The following is a 17,268-nucleotide window of genomic DNA, read 5'->3' as shown; positions in this document are numbered from 1 at the left end:
TCCTCAGTCGCCCCGGACACCCGGAACACCGGCCGGGGTGGCCGAGGACAGCGGCGGCGCCGGTATGCGCTCCAGCACCCCGCCCGCGAAGACGTCGTACAGCGGCAGTGTCTCCAGGTGCACATAGCCGATGTGACAGTCGCAGACGGCGAGCGGACAGGCCCGGGGCCCCAGCGCCGCGCGGTAGCTGCCGTCGTAGAGGTTGCCGAGTTCCGCGCGCACGAAGTGGCAGCGACGCACCGTGCCTTCGCCGTCCACCGAGATCACCGACTCACCGGTCCGGCAGGGCAGTCCGGCCGAGCGGTGCGGATGGCGGCTGTACGGGAAAAGCGGGTCGATCGCCGTCCACCTGTCCGCCTCCTCGTCCGTATAGGTGTGCCCCTCGGCGGCGTTGACCCAGAGGTACACCTCGTCGGGAAGGGCCGCCCGCAGCCGCCGCGCCTCGTCGAGATGACCCTCCAGCCCGACCACCCCCACGCTGTGGCGTATCCCGAGGGACGCCAGTTCTCCGCAGCGCCCGAGGAACCGCTCGTACGGTGTCTGGCCCGGGTGGTACGTGCACCAGAGCGCGATCTTGTCGCGCCCCGCGGCCCCCGCCGCGGCCAGCCACTGCGTACGGCCGCCGAGGTTCGTCTGGATCGCCACCCGGCGGACATGCGGCAGCCGGGCCAGCTCGACCACGGCCCGGCGGTACCAGGAGCGCACCAGCCCCTCGCCCCACGGAGTGAACAGCACCGAGATCCGGTCACCGCTCTGGGCCGCCGCCCAGGCCGTGAAGCGCTCCAGCGCGGCCCGGTCGATCCGCAACTGCTCCCGGCTGTCGCGCCGCTTGGCGAACGGGCAGTACGGGCAGTCGTAATCGCACGAGGCGAGCGGACCGCGGTAGAGGATCGTCAGGTCCATGTGGGGCTCACTTCAGCTCGTACGCGGCCATCGCGGCCCGTACGGCAGGAGAGAAGAGGTCGGGTCCCACGGCGTCCGAGTGGGCGAGCCCCTCGGGCGACAGGCGCAGCCGGCCGTCGGCCGCCGCGTCCGGGTCGAGCCAACCCCGGGTGTCGAACCGGGCGAGTTCCGCGGGGAAGTCCTCCCACGGGTCCGTGCCGAAGCGTTCGCGGTATTCGGACACACGCAGCCCCTCGGCCTGCAGGACGGACTGCAGGAGATGGCGGCGGCGCGCCTCGTCACCGTCGGTGAACCGGCCCACCTCGGCGTGCGAGAAGTCCTCGGTGGCCGTGTAACCGTCGATGATCGCCCGCACCTCACGCATCTCCACCGCGTAGTCGAAGGAGTAGTGCAGCCGGGAGGTGTACGAACGGGCCCCGCAGCCCAGACCGATCATGCCGTCGGTCTGACAGGCGTAGTCGTCGGGACCCTCGGCCCGGGGCGCGTCGGAACGGCGGAACATCCGCATCGACACCTGCTCGTAGCCGTGGGCGAGGAGATGATCGCGACCGGCCCGGTACAGCCGCAGCCGCTGTTCGTCCCAGGCCTCGTCCGCCGCGGCCCTGTCTGCCGCCCCGAGCTTGCCCAGGCCCGTCAGCGGACGGACGTACAGCGGGTAGAGATACAGCTCCTCCGGCCGCCACTGGAGCGCCGCGTCCAGCGAGGTGCGCCAGCTCCGCTCGGACTGGCCGTCGATGCCGTAGATCAGGTCGATGTTGAGGACGGGGATCCCGCAGTCGCGGATCAGGCCGAGGGCCGTCTCCACATCGGCACGGCGCTGAGGACGGGCCGCGGCGCGCGCCTCGGCCTCGACGAAGCTCTGCACACCGATGCTGATCCTGGTCGTCCCCCGGTCGGCGAGGACGGCCAGCCGGTCGGCTGTGGCGGTCGACGGCGAGGTCTCGACGGACAGCGGCACCGACCGCAGATCGGCGCTCATGCGCTTCTCCGCGATGTCGCACAGGCGCTCCAGCTCGCCGGCGTTCAGGAACGTGGGGGTTCCGCCGCCGAACGCTGCCGCGGCGAAGCGCACCGGTTCCTCGTCGCCCAGCGCGTCCCGTACGGCAGTTGCCTGCCGGTCCAGCGCGTCGAGATAGCGGGTGGTGAGTTCGCCGGGCGCGCCGATCCGGGTGAAGAGGTTGCAGAAGCCGCACCGGACCTCGCAGAAGGGTATGTGGAGGTAGAGGGAGAGCGCGTCCTTGCTCTCACCCGCCCACAGGTCACGCAGGGTGGGGCGCCCACCGGGGTGTTCGGAGAGACTGCTGTACGCCGTCTTGTGCGGGTAGGCGTAGACGTAGCTCCGGTAGGGGCGAGTGGTGTGCCGACTGGTCATCGTGCGGTGGCCCCCGGTTCCAGGAAGAAGTGCGCGTACGGAACGGTCCAGACGGACTCGTGGCCGAGCCGGTGACCGGTGTAGCCGTCGTCGCCGTACGCCGTGCCGTGGTCGGAGCAGACGATGACGAAGGTGCGGCGCCGGCTGCTCGCGGCGGTGAAGAGGCGGCCGATGTGGGCGTCCACGTACTCCAGCGCGGCAGCGTGCGTGGCGCGGCTGTCGCCCGTGTCCGAGGTGGCACCGGGTCGGTGGAACCAGTTCGGCTGGTGCAGCGCCGACACGTTGACGAACAGGAACAGCCGCTGGCCGTCCGGGAGCTCCCGGACGACGTGCTCGGCGCGGTCCACCTGCGCCTCGAACGAGGTGGGCGAGGCGACACCGAACTCCGGCTCCCAGTGCGCCTCCTGGAACAGTCCGGGCAGCACCGAGCCGAGCGGCGCCTGCCGGTTGAAGAACCCCACGCCGCCGATGCACACCGTGCGGTACCCCGCCCCGGCGAGCGCGGAGACCAGGTCCGGCGCATCGAAGACGTAGGTGCGCTCCGCCGTGGTCTCACTGCCGGCGAACCGAGCGGCGAACAGCCGGGGATGCGGCCCGGGAGACGCCGGCGTGGGCAGGAACCCCGCGAAGATCGCCTGGTGCGAGGCAAAGGTGAAACTCCCCGGGGCATGCCGCTTCTCCCAGACGCCGCCCGGCAGATGCCGGGCCAGATGGGGGATGCGCCCGGCGGCGGCGAGCTCCGCCGCGACGTCGTACCGCAGGGTGTCCAGGGTGACGAGCAGCAGATCGTGGCTGCCCACGACCTCGCTCATGTCGGGGTCGACGGCGTTCATGGCGCCGGAGGCTGATTCAGGGGGTTGCGCTGACACGGTGGTTCCTTGCTCGGTTCAGTACGGCGGCGACCTGCGCCGCGTAGGTGTCCAGGTCTTCGGCGCCGCTGCCCGGCAGACCGGTCAGCCCCGGCAGCAGGTCTCCGAAGGCGTTGACCTCGCCGACGGCGAAGCGCCGCCAGCCGGTGGCCGGGAGGAGGTCGACGCCCACGCACAACGTGTCCGGGAAGACGGAGGCCGCCCTCTCGCACACGGCCAGCGCCTCGCTCCAGCTGCCGCCGGCCGCCCGGACGGCCGCGCGCACCTCGTCGAGATCGCCGCGCGCACCGCCGAGGTGCAGATTGGTCATGGGGGAGCGGCTGGTACGGACGACGGCATGGGTCGCCCGGCCGTCGATCACCACGACCCGCAGGTCCGCGGCCCGGCCCCGCTGCGAGGCCTTCGGCAGCCAGCGCTCGACGTGCAGCCCCTCCGGAGCGAGTGCGTCGACGACCGCCGCCACCTCCCGCTCGGTCGTGAGGCGGCGTATCCGGAGCGAGTTGTAGAGGCGGCCGGCCGGGTCCCGCTCGACCGAGGTGGCCGCGCGGATCCGGCCGGGTCCGGCCGTCTCCACGGCCATCACCCCGGAGGCGGAGGACCCGTGCGCCGGCTTCACGAACACCCGCGGCAAGCGGTGCTCCGTCATCAGCGCACGTACATCGGCCCAGCCCCGCACCGGACGCGCGCCGGGTCCCGACGTCGGCGAGACCGGCACGGGAACACCTGCGGCATGCAGAACACCGTGGCACAGGCGCTTGTCGAAGAGCACCGCGATGTCACCGGGGCCGTCCAGCAGGACCGCCCCCGCCGCCCCTGCGGCCCGCGCCACTTCCCGTACGGCTGAGGTGAACCGTGCGTACCAGAGAGCCGATCCCTCCACCCGCGTCGGGTCCTCGACCCCGCGCAGCAGGTGGTCGACCTCAGGGTCCTCGCCGGGCGACTCGATGCGCACGGTCTCCCCGGGCAGGAAGTCCGCCCGGCCCCCCAGGACATCGAGCCAGGACACCGTGCGGGCGCGCGGCAGCCCGGCGGCACGGACGGCGTCCTGGAACAGGCCGACCCGGCGGCTGCCGGGATTGCCGACCACCGCCAGTCGCGGCGCGCTACTCGTTGACCGCGGCATGGCGGCGCTCGTCGTCCCCGGGGTCCCGGGAGTCCGCCTCGTCGACCGGACCGTGAAAGGCCTCGGGGCGCTCGACATCCGTCATCGCGCACTCACTCCGACACCGTGACGTACCGCCCCGCGGCCCCGCGGTCGCCCCACGGCTTGCAGCGCTCCGACAGGTCGACCCGGACCCCATGCGGCTCCAGGGCTTCCGCGACCCGGCGCTCCATGGGCTCGGTGAGGAAGTGGTGGTGCAGATCGAGGACATCGAGATGGGTCAGCGGCTGCCCCTCCAGCAACGCTGCCGCACCCTCGTCGCCGAGTGTGCCGCAGGACAGGTCGAGAGTGCGCAGCCGGGCCACGAGCGGGGCCGAGGCGACGGCGGCAGCGATCTCGTTCTCCACCTCGCTGTTGCGCAGCCCGAGGTGGTGCAGGGCAGGAAAACGCGTCCCCGACAGGAGCGGAGCCAGGTCCGCCACAGCGGTGTCACCCCCGTAGGCGGACACACCCAGCCACAGGTCGAGCCGCTCCAGCGCGGGCAGTTCACTGTCCAGCACGCCGCGCACCACCTCCACCGGCAGCCCGCCGGCCTCGATGGTGAGCGAACGCAGCTTCTCGTGCTTCGTGGCCGGGAAGACAAGCTCGGAACCGCCGCGCACGCCGAGCTCCACCAGCGCGGGAAAGGCTGTCAGCAGCGCGGTGACATCACTCTGCTCGATCCAGGAGATCTCCGCCTCCTCCGCCGTCAGATCACCGACGAACACCGCTTCCAACGAGGTCAGCCGCCCGGCCGCGGCAATGACGAGACCGATCGGGTACGACGACTTCTCCTCGTACGACTCGCCCCACTGCCCGATGATCAGCGCGCGGACACCGGCCGGGTCCACCTCGTCCAGGAACGCGGCGAACTCCTGCTCCCACGTGCGGTCCTCGTCCTCGTACGGCTCGATCGAGACGCGCCAGGCCACCGCGTCGGCGGCCTGCTGGGGGCTGTCCTTCGGTCCGGACTGGAAATCAACGGCCGGAAGGCCGAGCAACTCGTGCAGGTGGTCCGCATCGGACATGGTTCTGAGCTCCTGATGACGGCGACGATGTGGTGTCCGCAAGGTCTATCAAGACCCACTGACAACTCGGCGACCGGGCCCCGCCGGCCGCCGCTCGCCGGCCCGTTGTCAGACCTCCGTCGTAGCGTTTTCCATGTGGCCGGCACAGCGGGTGCCGTCGCGGAGGGGAGACGTCTGTGTACCGGCAGGGCGACGTACTGATCATGGCGCTGGAGGAGTCCGCGGTGCCCGCGAACCTCCTGGAGGCGCCGGGTGAACTGCGCGACGGGCGGGGCCGGCTGGTCCTCGCGCTCGGCGAAGTCACCGGACACGCCCACGCAGTGCCGGGGCCGGGACGGCTGATCCGGGAGGGCGGTGTGTTCGGCCCGATGCTGCTCCACCTCCCGGACGGCGGACGTGTCGTGCACGAGGAACACGCCGTGATCTCGCTGCCGAAGGGCTGGTTCCGGGTGGTGCGCCAGCGCGAGTACGCACCGGGAGCGGTGCGCATCGTCGCGGACTGAGACGCCGGAACAGACAGAAGCTCACCAGCATCAGGAACACAGGGACAGGGGACGGGGAGACCGATGCAGTACGTGCACTCTTGGCGGGCCGTGGCGGCGGCGACCGGCGCGGCGGACCGGGCAGCGGCCGAGGACGGGGTCCGGCTCGCCTACCGCAGCGCGGGTCTGGCCGAGCCTGCGGAGTTCGTCTGGGCCGACTCACCCAGGGCAGCCGTCGAGGCTGTGCAGAAGCTGACCGACGCGGGGCGATCTGTCCGTGACGAGGTGCGGACCCGTCCCTGGGCGGAGGAACGGCGCCGGATGTACGACGAGTTGGGCCCGGCGGGCTGGTCCGCGCTGTGGTCCGCCACCGGTGCCCAGCTGTGGGAGACCACGTCGGCGCTCGCCGACCGCATACGGGCGGGGGTCATGGCCGGCCTCACCGCGGAGCCCGAGGCCGAGTCGGCTGTCCGGCTGGTGCTGCTCGATGCCGTCCTGGGACAGCACGACGCGGCCTGGCTCGCCGCGTTCGACGGCCGGGGTGGCCGGCTCGACGGACTCGCGGCCGTCGCGCGGAACGCGGGCTGGTGGTGGCCCTACGAGCGCACCGTGGTGATGAGTGAACGTCCCGAGGTGCTGCACCGGGACGAGGCGGGCCGACTGGACAGCGGCGACGGACCGGCACTCGCCTACCGCGACGGCTTCGCCCTGTACGCCTGGCGCGGCATGCCGGTCCCCGCCGAATTCCTCGCGGAGCTGGGCACACTGACCCCCGGGCGGATCCGTGCCGAGGAGAACGCGGAACTGCGCCGCGTGATGCTGGAGTTCTACGGGTACGACCGCTATCTCACCGAGTCCGGGGCCGAACCGGTTCACCGGGACGAGACGGGCGTCCTCTGGCGGATCCCGCTCGACGGCGACGAGGACGTGGTCATGGTGGAGGTGGTCAACTCCACTCCGGAGCCGGACGGGACGCGTCGCACGTACTGGCTCCGGGTGCCACCGCGCACGAGGACCGCGAGGGAGGGCGTCGCGTGGACGTTCGGGCTCCGGAGCGAGTCCTATGCGCCTCTGCGGCAGACCTGACCGGCTCCGCAGGCCCGGAGGACGGAGGGCGGGGGCGGGTGAAGCGGACTGCCCGAAGGCGGCGGGTGGAGGGATCACCGAGAGCGGGCGCGGCGTCCGGCGGCGGAGGGCCGGGCCGTCAAGCCGTCAAGCCGTCAGGGTCTCGTGGTCGATGCCCAGTTCACGGGCGAGCGCCTCCTCGGTCCAGTCCAGCATCGTGGCCCGGGACAGCGGACCCGCGTACGACGTCATCTGAACCGCCAGGCCGTCCAGCAGAGCGGTCAGCCGCCAGGCCACGGACATCGGGTCGTCGCAGTGGAACTCGCCCGCCGCCGCGCCCTCTTCGATGACCTCGGCCAGCTCCGCCTTCCACTGCTGGTCGAGATCGCCCGCGACGTTGCGCAGCGCCGGGTCGCGAAGGGACGCGGCCCAGCCCTCGATCCACAGGCGCCAGCCCTTGGCCTGGCCCGTCGGCGCGTACCAGCGCACGGCGGCGCGCAGTCTGCGGACCGCGGTGGTGCGACGGCTCAGCAGCTTGCGCAGATGAGCGAGATCGGCTTCCGCGGCGTGCGCGAAGGCGGCGGCGACCAGCTTCTCCTTCGTGGAGAAGTGGTAGAGCACGAGGGCGTTGCTCACGCCGAGTACGGACGCCACATCGGCGATCCGGACCGCCGCGACGCCCCGTACCTCGATCTGCTCGACGGCAGCGCGCAGCAGCTCCTCGCGCCGCTCCGCCACACCCAACCGCACTCTTGCCACGGCGTCACCCTAACCAATGCCCGCGCCGGAACAGGCCGGGGGCCGTACCGCGACTGCCCCACACCCTCCCGCGTCCTGTCCGAGCCGGTCCGGCGCAGGAGCGTTCCTGCCCCGTGGTGCCCCGGACAGGGCGGGGCCCGCGGTCAGCGGTACCAGCCGAAGCGGTCGGCCATCACCGGCAGCCGGTCGGCGACGACGGCGTGCGCCGCCGCGCGCGGAGTGCTGCCGTCCGTCGCGGCACGGGCCAGCACCAGCTCGATGAGGGCGCGCATGGAGCGCCGGATGTGAGCGAAGGCCTCGTCCGCGTCGGCCCCGATGTCGCCGAACAGGGTCCACCACCACCAGGCGTTGGTCCCGGAGTTGACGACGACGTCGGGGAGCACGGTGATCCCCCGCGCGGTGAGCAGCGCCTCCGCCTCGGGCAGCACCGGCATATTGGCCGCTTCGACCACCCAACGGGCCTTGATCCGGGCCTGGTTCGTGGCGTCGATGGCGTAGGAGACGGCCGCGGGTACGAGCACCTCCGCATCCTGGGCCAGCCAGGCGTCGGCGGGCAGCTCCAGATCGGTCTCGCGCAGAACGCCACGGTCCACCGTTCCGTAGGCGTCGCGGGCGCCCAGGAGCGCCTCGACGTCGAGACCCGCCGGATTCGCGATCGTGCCCTTGATGTCGGCGACGGCGACCACCCGCAGGCCCGCCCGGGACAGGAACCGGGCGGTCGCGCCGCCCATGGTGCCGAGCCCCTGGAGCGCGACCCGCGCGTCGCGGTAGGCGACCTCGGCGGTGTCCAGCGCGGCCAGAGCGGACTCGGCGACTCCGCAGCCGCCGGCCAGCTCGTCCAGGCCGATGCCGTCCACCTCGACGGCGAAGGCGTCGGCCAGTCGCCGGCGCGCCCCGGCCTCGTCGTCCAGCAGCGGATAGACCGCCTGGACGGTGGAGACGAGGCCCGCCTCGGCGGCGGCCCGGTCCACCAGGTCCTGGGTGAGGCCGAGGTCCTCGCCCGTCGTCCAGATCTTCTCGACGTACGGACGTACCGCTCGCAGATACCGCACCAGCACGCCGTAGGCCGCCGGATCGCGCGGGTCGCAGTCGATGCCGCCCTTGGCGCCGCCCAGCGGTATGTAGCGCGCCCCGGGCCGGTCCGCATCGAAGTGGAGTGCTTCCTTCATGGTCATGCCGCGGGCCAGCCCGGTCACTTCGTCCAGGGTGCAGCCCGCCCGCATCCGTAGTCCTCCGCTGGACACCCCGCGCACCAGCCGGTCGACGACGAAGTGCCCCTGGCGGCCCGTGACGTGGTCCGTCCAGGTCAGCGAGATCAACGGGGCGGGCAGGGGCGCCGTGGGTGTCGTCATCGGACTGCTCCTCGGTCACGATGATCGGGGCAGCCACGGAGTGCTGCCGGGGTTCACAGGGAGCGAACCCACCGCCCCCGTGGCCGGCCGGCGATCATCTACTGAATAGCCAGTCAGTATCAGGAGGGCGGGGCGCACTGTCAATGCGATCCGCGCCGTCTCACCGGTCCGTGGCCGGAGTGTGTCGCGCCGACGTGCCGGGCGGTGGCACCTCGCAGCGGTCCTTGAAGCCCTGGCTGGTGAGACCGAGGGCGGAATTGGATCGCGACCGCATGTTCTCCACGGCGATCATCGTCGTCAGCTCGACCAGCGCCGCCTCGCCGAGGGCGCTGCGCAACCGCTCCACCTGCTCGTCCTCCACCTGCGGCGGGGTGACGGTCATGGCTTCCGCATAGGCCAGCACCTCGCGCTCCAGCGGGGTGTAGACGTCGCTGTCGCGCCAGGTGGGCACCTCGCGGAGCTTGCGCGGATCGATGCCCTGGTGGTGATTCAGCCAGTACCCGAAGTCCATGCACCAACTGCATCCGACCGTGGCGGCCGCCGCCATCACCGCCAGCGCCTTGAGCTGCGGATCCGACTTCCTCCAGCGGCCCGCGGACAGCTCGAGCCGGGAGTAGGCCCACAGCACCCCGGTGTGATGGGCGGTGGCGCGCAAGGGGGCGATGACCTTCCCGTACGTACGGTGCGAGTACCAGGAGACGGCGCGGAACAACAGGCTGCGGGGCGGATCGAGCGAGATGCGGGCGGTCATGGCCGGGCTCCTTCGGTACGGATCGGTCCCGGGCGAAGAGGCGAGGCGCCCCGCCGCCGGGCTGCTGGCACGGGTGCGACGAGCGGGGGCCGCAGGATGTGACATCGGTGCGCCCCAGAGCGCCGGGCCGGTGTGCGATGGCCGGATCCGGACCGAGAGGAACGAGCGGTGGGCCGGATGCGGAATCCTGCGGGCGGAGCGCACGTTGGATTCGGCATGACGGGATTCGATGCACAGCAGGAGGCGCTGCTACGGCTGGTCGCCGAGGAGGACGGCGGTGTACTGGTCACGCTCAGGCGGGACGGCAGACCGCAGCTCTCCAATGTCAACCACTTCTACTACCCCGATGAGGGCATCGTCCGCGTCTCGGTCACCGAGGGCCGCGCGAAGACCCGGAATCTGCTCAGGGATCCGCGGGCGAGCTACCACGTGACCAGCCAGGACCGCTGGGCCTGGACGGTCGTGGACGGCAGGGCCGAGCTCACCCCGGTCGCTGCCGCTCCCGACGACGCCACCGTCGCAGAACTGATCACGCTCTACCGCGACGTCCAGGGCGAGCACCCCGACTGGGACGACTACCGCCAGGCCATGATCAGGGACCGGCGGATCGTCCTGCGGCTCCACGTCGAGCATGTGTACGGGCAGCCGCGTGGCTGAACCGGTCGCTCCGGAGCACCATCCCGTTGGGTGCTCCGCTCTCGCACTGTCGTCCCCCCTGTCCATAATGGGACGACACCGACTCCCTCAGGAGATCTTGTGACCGGCGCTGACTCCAAGCTTCCGCTCCGCACCAGGCTGCGTGCGCTGCGTCCCGCCGCCTTCGGGGCCGACCCGGGCGGGGCCCGTATGGAGCGCATCCGCCGTTCCCCGAACTTCGCCGACGGAGTCTTCCAGAATCCGGTGGGGGCACGTACCAGCCCCTCGGGGTCCGCTCTGGAGTTCGCGAAGGTCTACTTCCGCAAGGAGGAGCGTGTCCTGAGGGCGCCCACGGGGACCGTTCCCGTGCACGCCACGACCCTCGCCGACCTCGCCGAGCCCCCCGCCTCCGGGCTGCGGCTCACCTGGATGGGGCATTCCAGCGTGCTGGCCGAGATCGACGGACGGCGGGTGCTCTTCGACCCGGTCTGGGGAGAGCGCTGTTCTCCCTTCGCCTTCGCCGGGCCCAAGCGTGTGCACCCCGCACCCTTGCCGCTCGGCACGCTCGGCCCGGTCGACGTGGTGGTCATCTCGCACGACCACTACGACCACCTCGACCTCCCGACGATCCGCTCCCTCGCGGGCACGGCCACGGTCTTCGCGGTGCCGCTCGGAGTCGGTGCGCACCTGGAGCGCTGGGGCGTGCCCCCGGACCGCATCCACGAACTCGACTGGAACGAGTCCACGACCGTCGCCGGAATCAGCCTGACAGCCACGCCCGCCAGGCACTTCTGCGGCCGCGGCCTGCGTAACCAGCAGCACACCCTCTGGGCGTCCTGGGCCGTCGCGGGGCCCCGGCACCGGATCTACCACAGCGGTGACACCGGATATTTCCCCGGCTTCAAGGAGATCGGCGCCGAGCACGGCCCCTTCGACGCCACCATGATCCAGATCGGCGCGTACAGCCAGTACTGGCCGAAGGACCAGACGGACAGCAGGCCGGAACCAGGCGCCTGGCCCGACATCCACATGAGCCCCGACGAGGGGGTCCAGGCCCACCTCGACCTCCAGGGCGCCGACCCGTCGGCGGGCGTCATGCTGCCGATCCACTGGGGCACGTTCAACCTCGCCCTGCATCCGTGGGCGGAACCCGCTGAATGGTCCATGCGTGCCACGCAGTTCGCCGGAGTGACGATGGCGTCCCCGCGACCGGGGCAGCCGTTCGAACCCGCCGATCCGCCCGCCGTGGAGCCGTGGTGGCGCGGCGTGGCCGCAGAGCCGGCGCCGGGATGGGGCAACTGGCCGCCCGTGCACGTGCAGCTCCCCGGCAGTGCCAAGCCCACCGCCGCCCCGGACCGCGACCGGGACCGGGCTGCTCAGGCGTGAGACCCGCCGCCCCGGTCGCACCGCCTCCCTGGCGGTGCGACCGGGGCGGCCGGAGCGGTGACGTCCCCATGGGCCGGTGCGCCGGGACGACCTGCGTGGGGACGTCCGAACAGGGTGGGCAGGCGGTCGAACGGCGGTACGCTGCGGCCCGAGGAGCTCACTTCCCGGGGGAGCGGCCATGCTGCGGGTGTACTTCACGTCCGAGGACCTGGCGAGGGTCAGGGTTGCTTCCGGACCGGACTTCCTCTGGGAGATCAGCAACAGCGTGCAGACCCTGCAACGCCGCGATGGCGAGAGGGTGTTCGGCACGTGGCGCCGCTGGGTGCGACCGAGACTCTCCGACAGCCCCCGGCTGTTGTCCTCGCTCCTGCCCCCGCGCGGCTACTCACCCGACTTCCTCACACCCACCTCGGGCGACCGCGTCACACTGCAGGCGGCCCTCGACACGCTGATGAGCACCCCGCTTCCCCGGCTGCGAACCGACCTGACCCACCTGGCGGCCTCCTTTCGCCTTCCGGGCTGGGTGGGCTCGTTGGCCGGAGGCGACACCGATGCGCTCCGGCGGCTGGGCGAAGCCCTGCGTACGTACCAACGTGAGGCGCTGGCCCCGTACTGGCAGTGTGTGCACGCCCATATCGACGCCGACCGGGCGGTCCGGCTGCACAGTCTGCTCGACGGAGGGACCGAGGGCCTGCTGGCCGGCCTCGGACCGCAGTTCCGCTGGCGTCCGCCCGTGCTGGAAGTGACGTATCCCGTCGATCAGGACCTGCGCCTGCGCGGCCGGGGGCTCGTCCTCCAGCCCTCGTTCTTCTGCTGGCCCACGCCGATCACCCTGGCCGACGGGGACCTGCCGCCCGTCCTCGTCTATCCCATCCACCACGCCGCGGACTGGGCCGGGCCGGCCGCGGTCCCCGGTTCCCGTTCGGCTGCGGGCTCCGGGCCTCTGGGGCCCCTGCTCGGGCACACGCGAGCCGGCATCCTGCGCGCCAGCCGTACCGGCTGTTCCACCGTCGAGGCGGCCCGGCTCCTGGACGTGACCCACCCGGCCGTCAGCCAGCACCTGAACGTACTGCGCGCGGCGGGGCTGGTGACCACGGTGCGCAAGGCCGGACGCTCCTTCCATGTCGCGACCGCCGAAGGGCGGGCCCTGCTGGCCACCGAGGAGCGGACGCGCCGGCTGCCGGGGTGCGGAGCGTGAGTCCCGGAGGGGGAGGACGGTCGGGGGGCGAGGGCGGCTGGGGGCTGAGGACAGTCGGGGGGTGAGGGCGGTCAGAGGGTGACGGTCACTCAAGTGACCTCGTAAGCCTGAACTTTCGTCACTTGTGCCCTGCGCGCGGCAGCGGCGACGCTGATTCCCGCTGTTCCGAACAGCTGAGCGTCTCAGGATTGCGTTTCTGCCCGCAGGGCCACCCCCCACCCTTCTCAGGAGCTCTCATGCGCAAGAGACTTGTGTCCACCGCGATCGCCGTCGCCGCCGCCGGAGCCCTTCTCCAGCCCTCCCTGGCCCAGGCGTCGCCCGTACCGCACACCTCGTCCGTCTCCGTGCTCGCGCGCGGCTCGAAGGCGGGAACGGCCGTCGTCAGCGGGCACAACCAGCCGGGCACCCGGCTGGAGGTCGCCGCCGGACGCACGCAGAGCGCCCACTGGCTGCAGATCGACTACCAGGTCCAGGAGACCGGTTACTGGTGCGGTCCGGCCGCCACCCGCATCGCGCTCTCCGCCCGGATGGCACCGCCCAGCCAGGGGGATCTGGCCTGGCAACTCGGCACCACCCAGAACGGCACCGACCACATCGGCCAGGTCACGAGGGTGCTCAACTCGAACCTCGGAGGGGGCTGGTACGAGACCAAGGAGATGCCGAACGACCCGCCCACCCAGGCTCAGCGGGACCTGCTCTGGTACGACATCGTCTTCGACATCGACCGCAACTACCCGCTGGTCGCCAACATCGTCGCCCCGCCGGGCAATCAGCCGCCCGGATACCCCTCGGACCAGACCATCTACCACTACTTCACGGTCTTCGGCTACGACGAGGTGGACCGCACCGTCCTCATAGCCGACCCCGCCTCCTTCAGCGGCAACCAGATCTACTGGATCTCGTTCGATCAACTCGCCACGCTGATCCCGCCGAAGGGGTACTCGGCATGAGCGCGCAGGAGCACCGCCCCACCCGCAGAAGTGTCATGAGGGCCGCCGGAGGGTTCTCCGCGGCGATGGCGCTGGGTGCCGGGAGCGTACTGGCCACCGCTACGGCAGCGAGTGCCGCGGGCGACGGCTTCGGGCTGCGCATCGTGGACCGGAACGAGAGCGACTCCCGTATGCGGTACTACCGATTCGCGACCGACGCGATCGGCTGGGACCCGGCGGTCAACGTACTCCTCCCCGACGGCTACCACACCGGCGGCCGCCGCTATCCCGTGCTCTACCTGCTGCACGGGGGTGGAACGGACCAGGACTTCATCACCTTCGACCGTGCCGGCATCCGAGCCTGGACCACGGGCAGGCCGGTCATCATCGTGATGCCGGACGGCGGACACGCGGGCTGGTACTCCAACCCGGTCAGCTCGAACGCCGGTCCCCGGAACTGGGAGACCTTCCACATCGCCCAGTTGCTGCCCTGGATCGATGCCAACTTCCGTACGTACGCCGAGTACGACGGCCGAGCCGTGGCCGGGTTCTCCATGGGCGGCTTCGGGGCGCTGAAGTACGCGGCCAAGTACTACGGTCACTTCGCCTCGGTGAGCGCCCACTCCGGGCCGGCCAGTCTGCGCCGTGACGCGGGCCTGGTGGGCCACTGGGCCAACGCCTCGTCGGCGGCCGTGGAACTGGCCGGCGGCACGGTCTACGGCGTGCCGCTGTGGGACCAGGCCCGGGTCAGCGCCGACAACCCGGTCGAGCGGATCGAGAGCTACCGGAACAAGCGGGTCTTCCTGGTCGCGGGGACCAGCCCCGACCCGGTCAACTGGTTCGACCAGGTCAACGAGAACCAGGTGCTGGCCGGGCAACGGGAGTTCCGCGCACTGCTCGGTGACGCAGGCATCCCGCACGAGTGGCACGAGGAACCCGGCGGGCACGTCTTCCGCGAGTACATGTTCCGACGCGACCTCGACGGCATCATCGCCAGACTCCGCAAGGCATAGCGCCCCCACACCCGGCAAGCCCCCTCGACGGCGGTCGAGGGGGCCAGGCGTGTTCTGGAAGTCCCGCCCTGTCCGGCGGCGTCGCGTGTCGCGGGGGCTTCTGCGTTCCTGGCGTGGCGGTACCGCCCGTCGGGTGCACCCGTCCCCCCAGGAATCCGTTCGCCGGAATCGGTCGCTCGTACGAGAGGTCATACCAGAGCGGGACGGATGGCGGGCAAGTTCCACAACTGCCCGTCGCACCCTCGCGCGGGGCGACTACCGTGTGTGCTCGGTGATCAACGGTGGGCTCATATTTTCCGAGCCTGCCCGGCCGATGACCCGAGAATGACCGACCACCGTAGGTGTCACCACATGAATGCCGATTCCTGGTGCCCCACGTACCGAGGACGCTGATGTCTCAACTTCGCGCACCCGACGCGCGACCGGAACGACGAGAGGGCGGGCGGCACGGCCGACCGGGTCCCCGTTCCCACTCGGCCGCGGCCAGGCCGCGCGCTACCCGGCCGTCTTCCGAGGCGCGCATACGCCCCCAACTCCTGCGCACCGCCGTCCTGCCGGCCGTCGCCGTCGCGCTGGCCGGCGCCGCGGCCGTCATCTACACCGCCCGCGCCGGTAACACCCGGGCGTCCACGCAGCTCTGGACGGCGCTCGGCGCAGCCGGTGCGCTGGCGCTCGCCGCGATGGTGGCCGCCTTCCTGGCCGCCAACCGGGTCGCCACGACCGTCCTCGGCCGCTGTCTGGCCCTGCGCCGGGCCAGCGCCCAGGGCCAGGCCGAACTGCAACGAGTGGTGGAACAGCTCCGCAACGGCGAATCAGTGCCCGCGCGGCGTCCCCCGCAACCCGCGGCTCCCGGTACCGACGCATTCGAACTGCTCGCGCAGGAGCTCGGGCGCCAGCAGGAGGCGGCGGTGGCCGCCGTCGTCCAGGCGTCCCGACTGTCCGAGCACAACGGCGAGGACCAGAAGGTCGAGGTCTTCGTCAATCTCGCCCGCCGTCTGCAGTCGCTCGTGCACCGCGAGATCCAGTTGCTCGACGAGCTGGAGCACCAGGTCGAGGACCCCGATCTGCTCAAGGGGCTCTTCCACGTCGACCACCTGGCCACGCGGATCCGCCGGCATGCCGAGAACCTCGCCGTCCTCGGCGGTGCGGTCTCCCGGCGGCAGTGGAGCAACCCGGTCACCATGACGGAGGTGCTGCGCTCGGCGATCGCCGAGGTCGAGCAGTACCCGCGGGTCAAACTCGTCCCCCCGATCGACGGCACGCTCCGCGGGCACGCCGTGGCCGACGTGATCCACCTGCTGGCCGAACTCGTGGAGAACGCCACGGTGTTCTCCGCCCCGCAGACCCAGGTCCTGCTCCGTGCCCAGCGCGTCACCGCCGGTCTCGCCCTGGAGGTGGAGGACCGCGGCCTCGGCCTGCCCGGGGACGAGCAGAAGCGAATGAACGCACTGCTGGCCGACCCCGACCAGGTGAATGTCGCCCGCCTGCTCCAGGACGGCCGGATCGGGCTGTTCGTGGTGGCGTCGCTGGCCCGCAGGCACGGCATCGTCGTCCGCCTCCAGAGCAACATCTACGGTGGCACCCAGGCCGTGCTCGTCCTCCCGCAGACCCTGCTGGGGGCCGACGAGGACGTGCCGGGCGAGGCCGTCGGCGCGCCGGCCCCGCCCCTCGGCCCCGTGCACCGCCCACCGCCCCTGGACGACACCGCGGTGGGCCACCGCCCGGCCCCCGAACCGGCACCCGCCCCCGAACCGGAGCGACGCCCCTACGTACCGCAGCAGCAGCAACTGCGGATGCACCAGGCACCGCAGCAGACGCCGCGCCAGGGCGAGGGCCCCCCGCTCCCGTTGCGTGCCGAGCGCCTCGACCGGCCCACCCCCGCCGACGCCCTCCCGGGCACCCGGCCCGCGGACGACGCGGCCCCCGCACTCCCTCAGGAGACAGGGGTCGTACGCGGCACGATGGGCCGGCCCCAGCTCCCCAGGCGGGCCAACCAGGAGAGCCTGGTCCCGCAGCTCAGGGAGGCCCCCGCGCCCCGTGCCGAGGAGGAGCCCACCCTGCACGACCCGGGGCTGGTGGCGGCCTTCCGGCGCGGTATCGATCTCGCCGAGGCGCGTGAGGAGTCCGACGCGGAGTTCTCACCGGACACCGGCTCCGGGGGCGCGGCGTTCCCGGACACCGGCCCCGGATTCGAGGCGTCCCCGGACGCCGGAACGGACGACGTGGGGGACGTGCGGACCGGCCGGAGCCCCTCGGCGCCCGTCCGGGCACCGCTGAAGCCGCTCCCGGTCCGCGGGGCGGCTCCCGTGGAACTGCTCGGCGCCGCCTCGTACCGCAGCGATCAAGAGCCACTCGAAGCGAACACGAACACCACCAAGGAGTAG

16 protein-coding genes are annotated in these 17,268 nt (G+C 71.9%); 8 read left to right on the top strand and 8 right to left on the bottom strand.

The window, feature by feature from the left end:
* Positions 1-3: 3 nt before the first annotated feature.
* The 5 genes from OG538_RS03100 to OG538_RS03080 form a co-directional block, all read right to left on the bottom strand.
* On the bottom strand, positions 4-903 hold the full coding sequence (locus tag OG538_RS03100) for an STM4011 family radical SAM protein (protein WP_406089869.1): 900 nt from the start codon (positions 901-903) through the stop codon (positions 4-6).
* A 7-nt stretch (positions 904-910) separates the two neighbouring features.
* Complete coding sequence (locus OG538_RS03095; RefSeq protein ID WP_406089867.1) at positions 911-2,275, bottom strand: STM4012 family radical SAM protein; 1,365 nt, start codon at positions 2,273-2,275, stop codon at positions 911-913.
* Positions 2,272-3,087, bottom strand: coding sequence for an STM4013/SEN3800 family hydrolase (locus OG538_RS03090; protein WP_406099969.1), 816 nt, complete (start codon positions 3,085-3,087; stop codon positions 2,272-2,274). Before OG538_RS03090 ends, OG538_RS03095 begins: the two co-directional genes overlap by 4 nt.
* A gap of 37 nt (positions 3,088-3,124) precedes the next feature.
* Positions 3,125-4,267, bottom strand: coding sequence for an STM4014 family protein (locus OG538_RS03085; RefSeq protein ID WP_406089865.1), 1,143 nt, complete (start codon positions 4,265-4,267; stop codon positions 3,125-3,127).
* A 92-nt stretch (positions 4,268-4,359) separates the two neighbouring features.
* Positions 4,360-5,313: an STM4015 family protein gene (locus tag OG538_RS03080; protein ID WP_406089863.1), complete on the bottom strand. Its 954-nt coding sequence runs from the start codon at positions 5,311-5,313 to the stop codon at positions 4,360-4,362.
* Positions 5,314-5,489: 176 nt separating this feature from the next.
* On the opposite strand from OG538_RS03080, the gene OG538_RS03075 reads away from it, so the two are divergent.
* Together OG538_RS03075 and OG538_RS03070 are read left to right on the top strand one after the other, a co-directional pair.
* Entirely contained in the window at positions 5,490-5,816 is a 327-nt protein-coding gene (locus OG538_RS03075) for a hypothetical protein (protein ID WP_136330525.1), read from the top strand.
* A gap of 63 nt (positions 5,817-5,879) precedes the next feature.
* Positions 5,880-6,881 carry a DUF6745 domain-containing protein gene (locus OG538_RS03070; protein WP_406089861.1) on the top strand — a complete coding sequence of 334 codons (1,002 nt, stop codon included), beginning with the start codon at positions 5,880-5,882 and terminating at the stop codon, positions 6,879-6,881.
* A 126-nt stretch (positions 6,882-7,007) separates the two neighbouring features.
* Here OG538_RS03070 and OG538_RS03065 read toward each other — a convergent pair whose 3' ends face one another.
* The 3 genes from OG538_RS03065 to OG538_RS03055 all read right to left on the bottom strand — a co-directional run bounded on the left by OG538_RS03065 (position 7,008) and on the right by OG538_RS03055 (position 9,722).
* Complete coding sequence (locus OG538_RS03065) at positions 7,008-7,598, bottom strand: TetR/AcrR family transcriptional regulator (protein ID WP_406099967.1); 591 nt, start codon at positions 7,596-7,598, stop codon at positions 7,008-7,010.
* Between the two features lie 164 nt (positions 7,599-7,762).
* On the bottom strand, positions 7,763-8,971 hold the full coding sequence (locus OG538_RS03060; protein ID WP_406089859.1) for a Glu/Leu/Phe/Val dehydrogenase dimerization domain-containing protein: 1,209 nt from the start codon (positions 8,969-8,971) through the stop codon (positions 7,763-7,765).
* Positions 8,972-9,131: 160 nt separating this feature from the next.
* Entirely contained in the window at positions 9,132-9,722 is a 591-nt protein-coding gene (locus tag OG538_RS03055; RefSeq protein ID WP_406089857.1) for a carboxymuconolactone decarboxylase family protein, read from the bottom strand.
* 216 nt (positions 9,723-9,938) lie between these two features.
* On the opposite strand from OG538_RS03055, the gene OG538_RS03050 reads away from it, so the two are divergent.
* The 6 genes from OG538_RS03050 to OG538_RS03025 all read left to right on the top strand — a co-directional run bounded on the left by OG538_RS03050 (position 9,939) and on the right by OG538_RS03025 (position 17,268).
* Complete coding sequence (locus tag OG538_RS03050) at positions 9,939-10,379, top strand: PPOX class F420-dependent oxidoreductase (protein ID WP_406089855.1); 441 nt, start codon at positions 9,939-9,941, stop codon at positions 10,377-10,379.
* 99 nt (positions 10,380-10,478) lie between these two features.
* Positions 10,479-11,744: an MBL fold metallo-hydrolase gene (locus OG538_RS03045; protein WP_406089853.1), complete on the top strand. Its 1,266-nt coding sequence runs from the start codon at positions 10,479-10,481 to the stop codon at positions 11,742-11,744.
* 178 nt (positions 11,745-11,922) lie between these two features.
* Entirely contained in the window at positions 11,923-12,942 is a 1,020-nt protein-coding gene (locus OG538_RS03040) for an ArsR/SmtB family transcription factor (RefSeq protein WP_406089852.1), read from the top strand.
* Between the two features lie 236 nt (positions 12,943-13,178).
* A complete protein-coding gene (locus OG538_RS03035) occupies positions 13,179-13,892 on the top strand; it encodes a C39 family peptidase (protein ID WP_406089850.1) in 714 nt (237 codons plus the stop codon).
* A complete protein-coding gene (locus tag OG538_RS03030; protein ID WP_406089848.1) occupies positions 13,889-14,884 on the top strand; it encodes an alpha/beta hydrolase in 996 nt (331 codons plus the stop codon). Before OG538_RS03035 ends, OG538_RS03030 begins: the two co-directional genes overlap by 4 nt.
* A 392-nt stretch (positions 14,885-15,276) precedes the next feature.
* Positions 15,277-17,268, top strand: coding sequence for an ATP-binding protein (locus OG538_RS03025; protein WP_406089847.1), 1,992 nt, complete (start codon positions 15,277-15,279; stop codon positions 17,266-17,268).

Source organism: Streptomyces sp. NBC_01013 (assembly GCF_045162765.1).
Taxonomy (GTDB): domain Bacteria; phylum Actinomycetota; class Actinomycetes; order Streptomycetales; family Streptomycetaceae; genus Streptomyces.
This window is presented reverse-complemented; position numbering and strand designations above follow the sequence as displayed.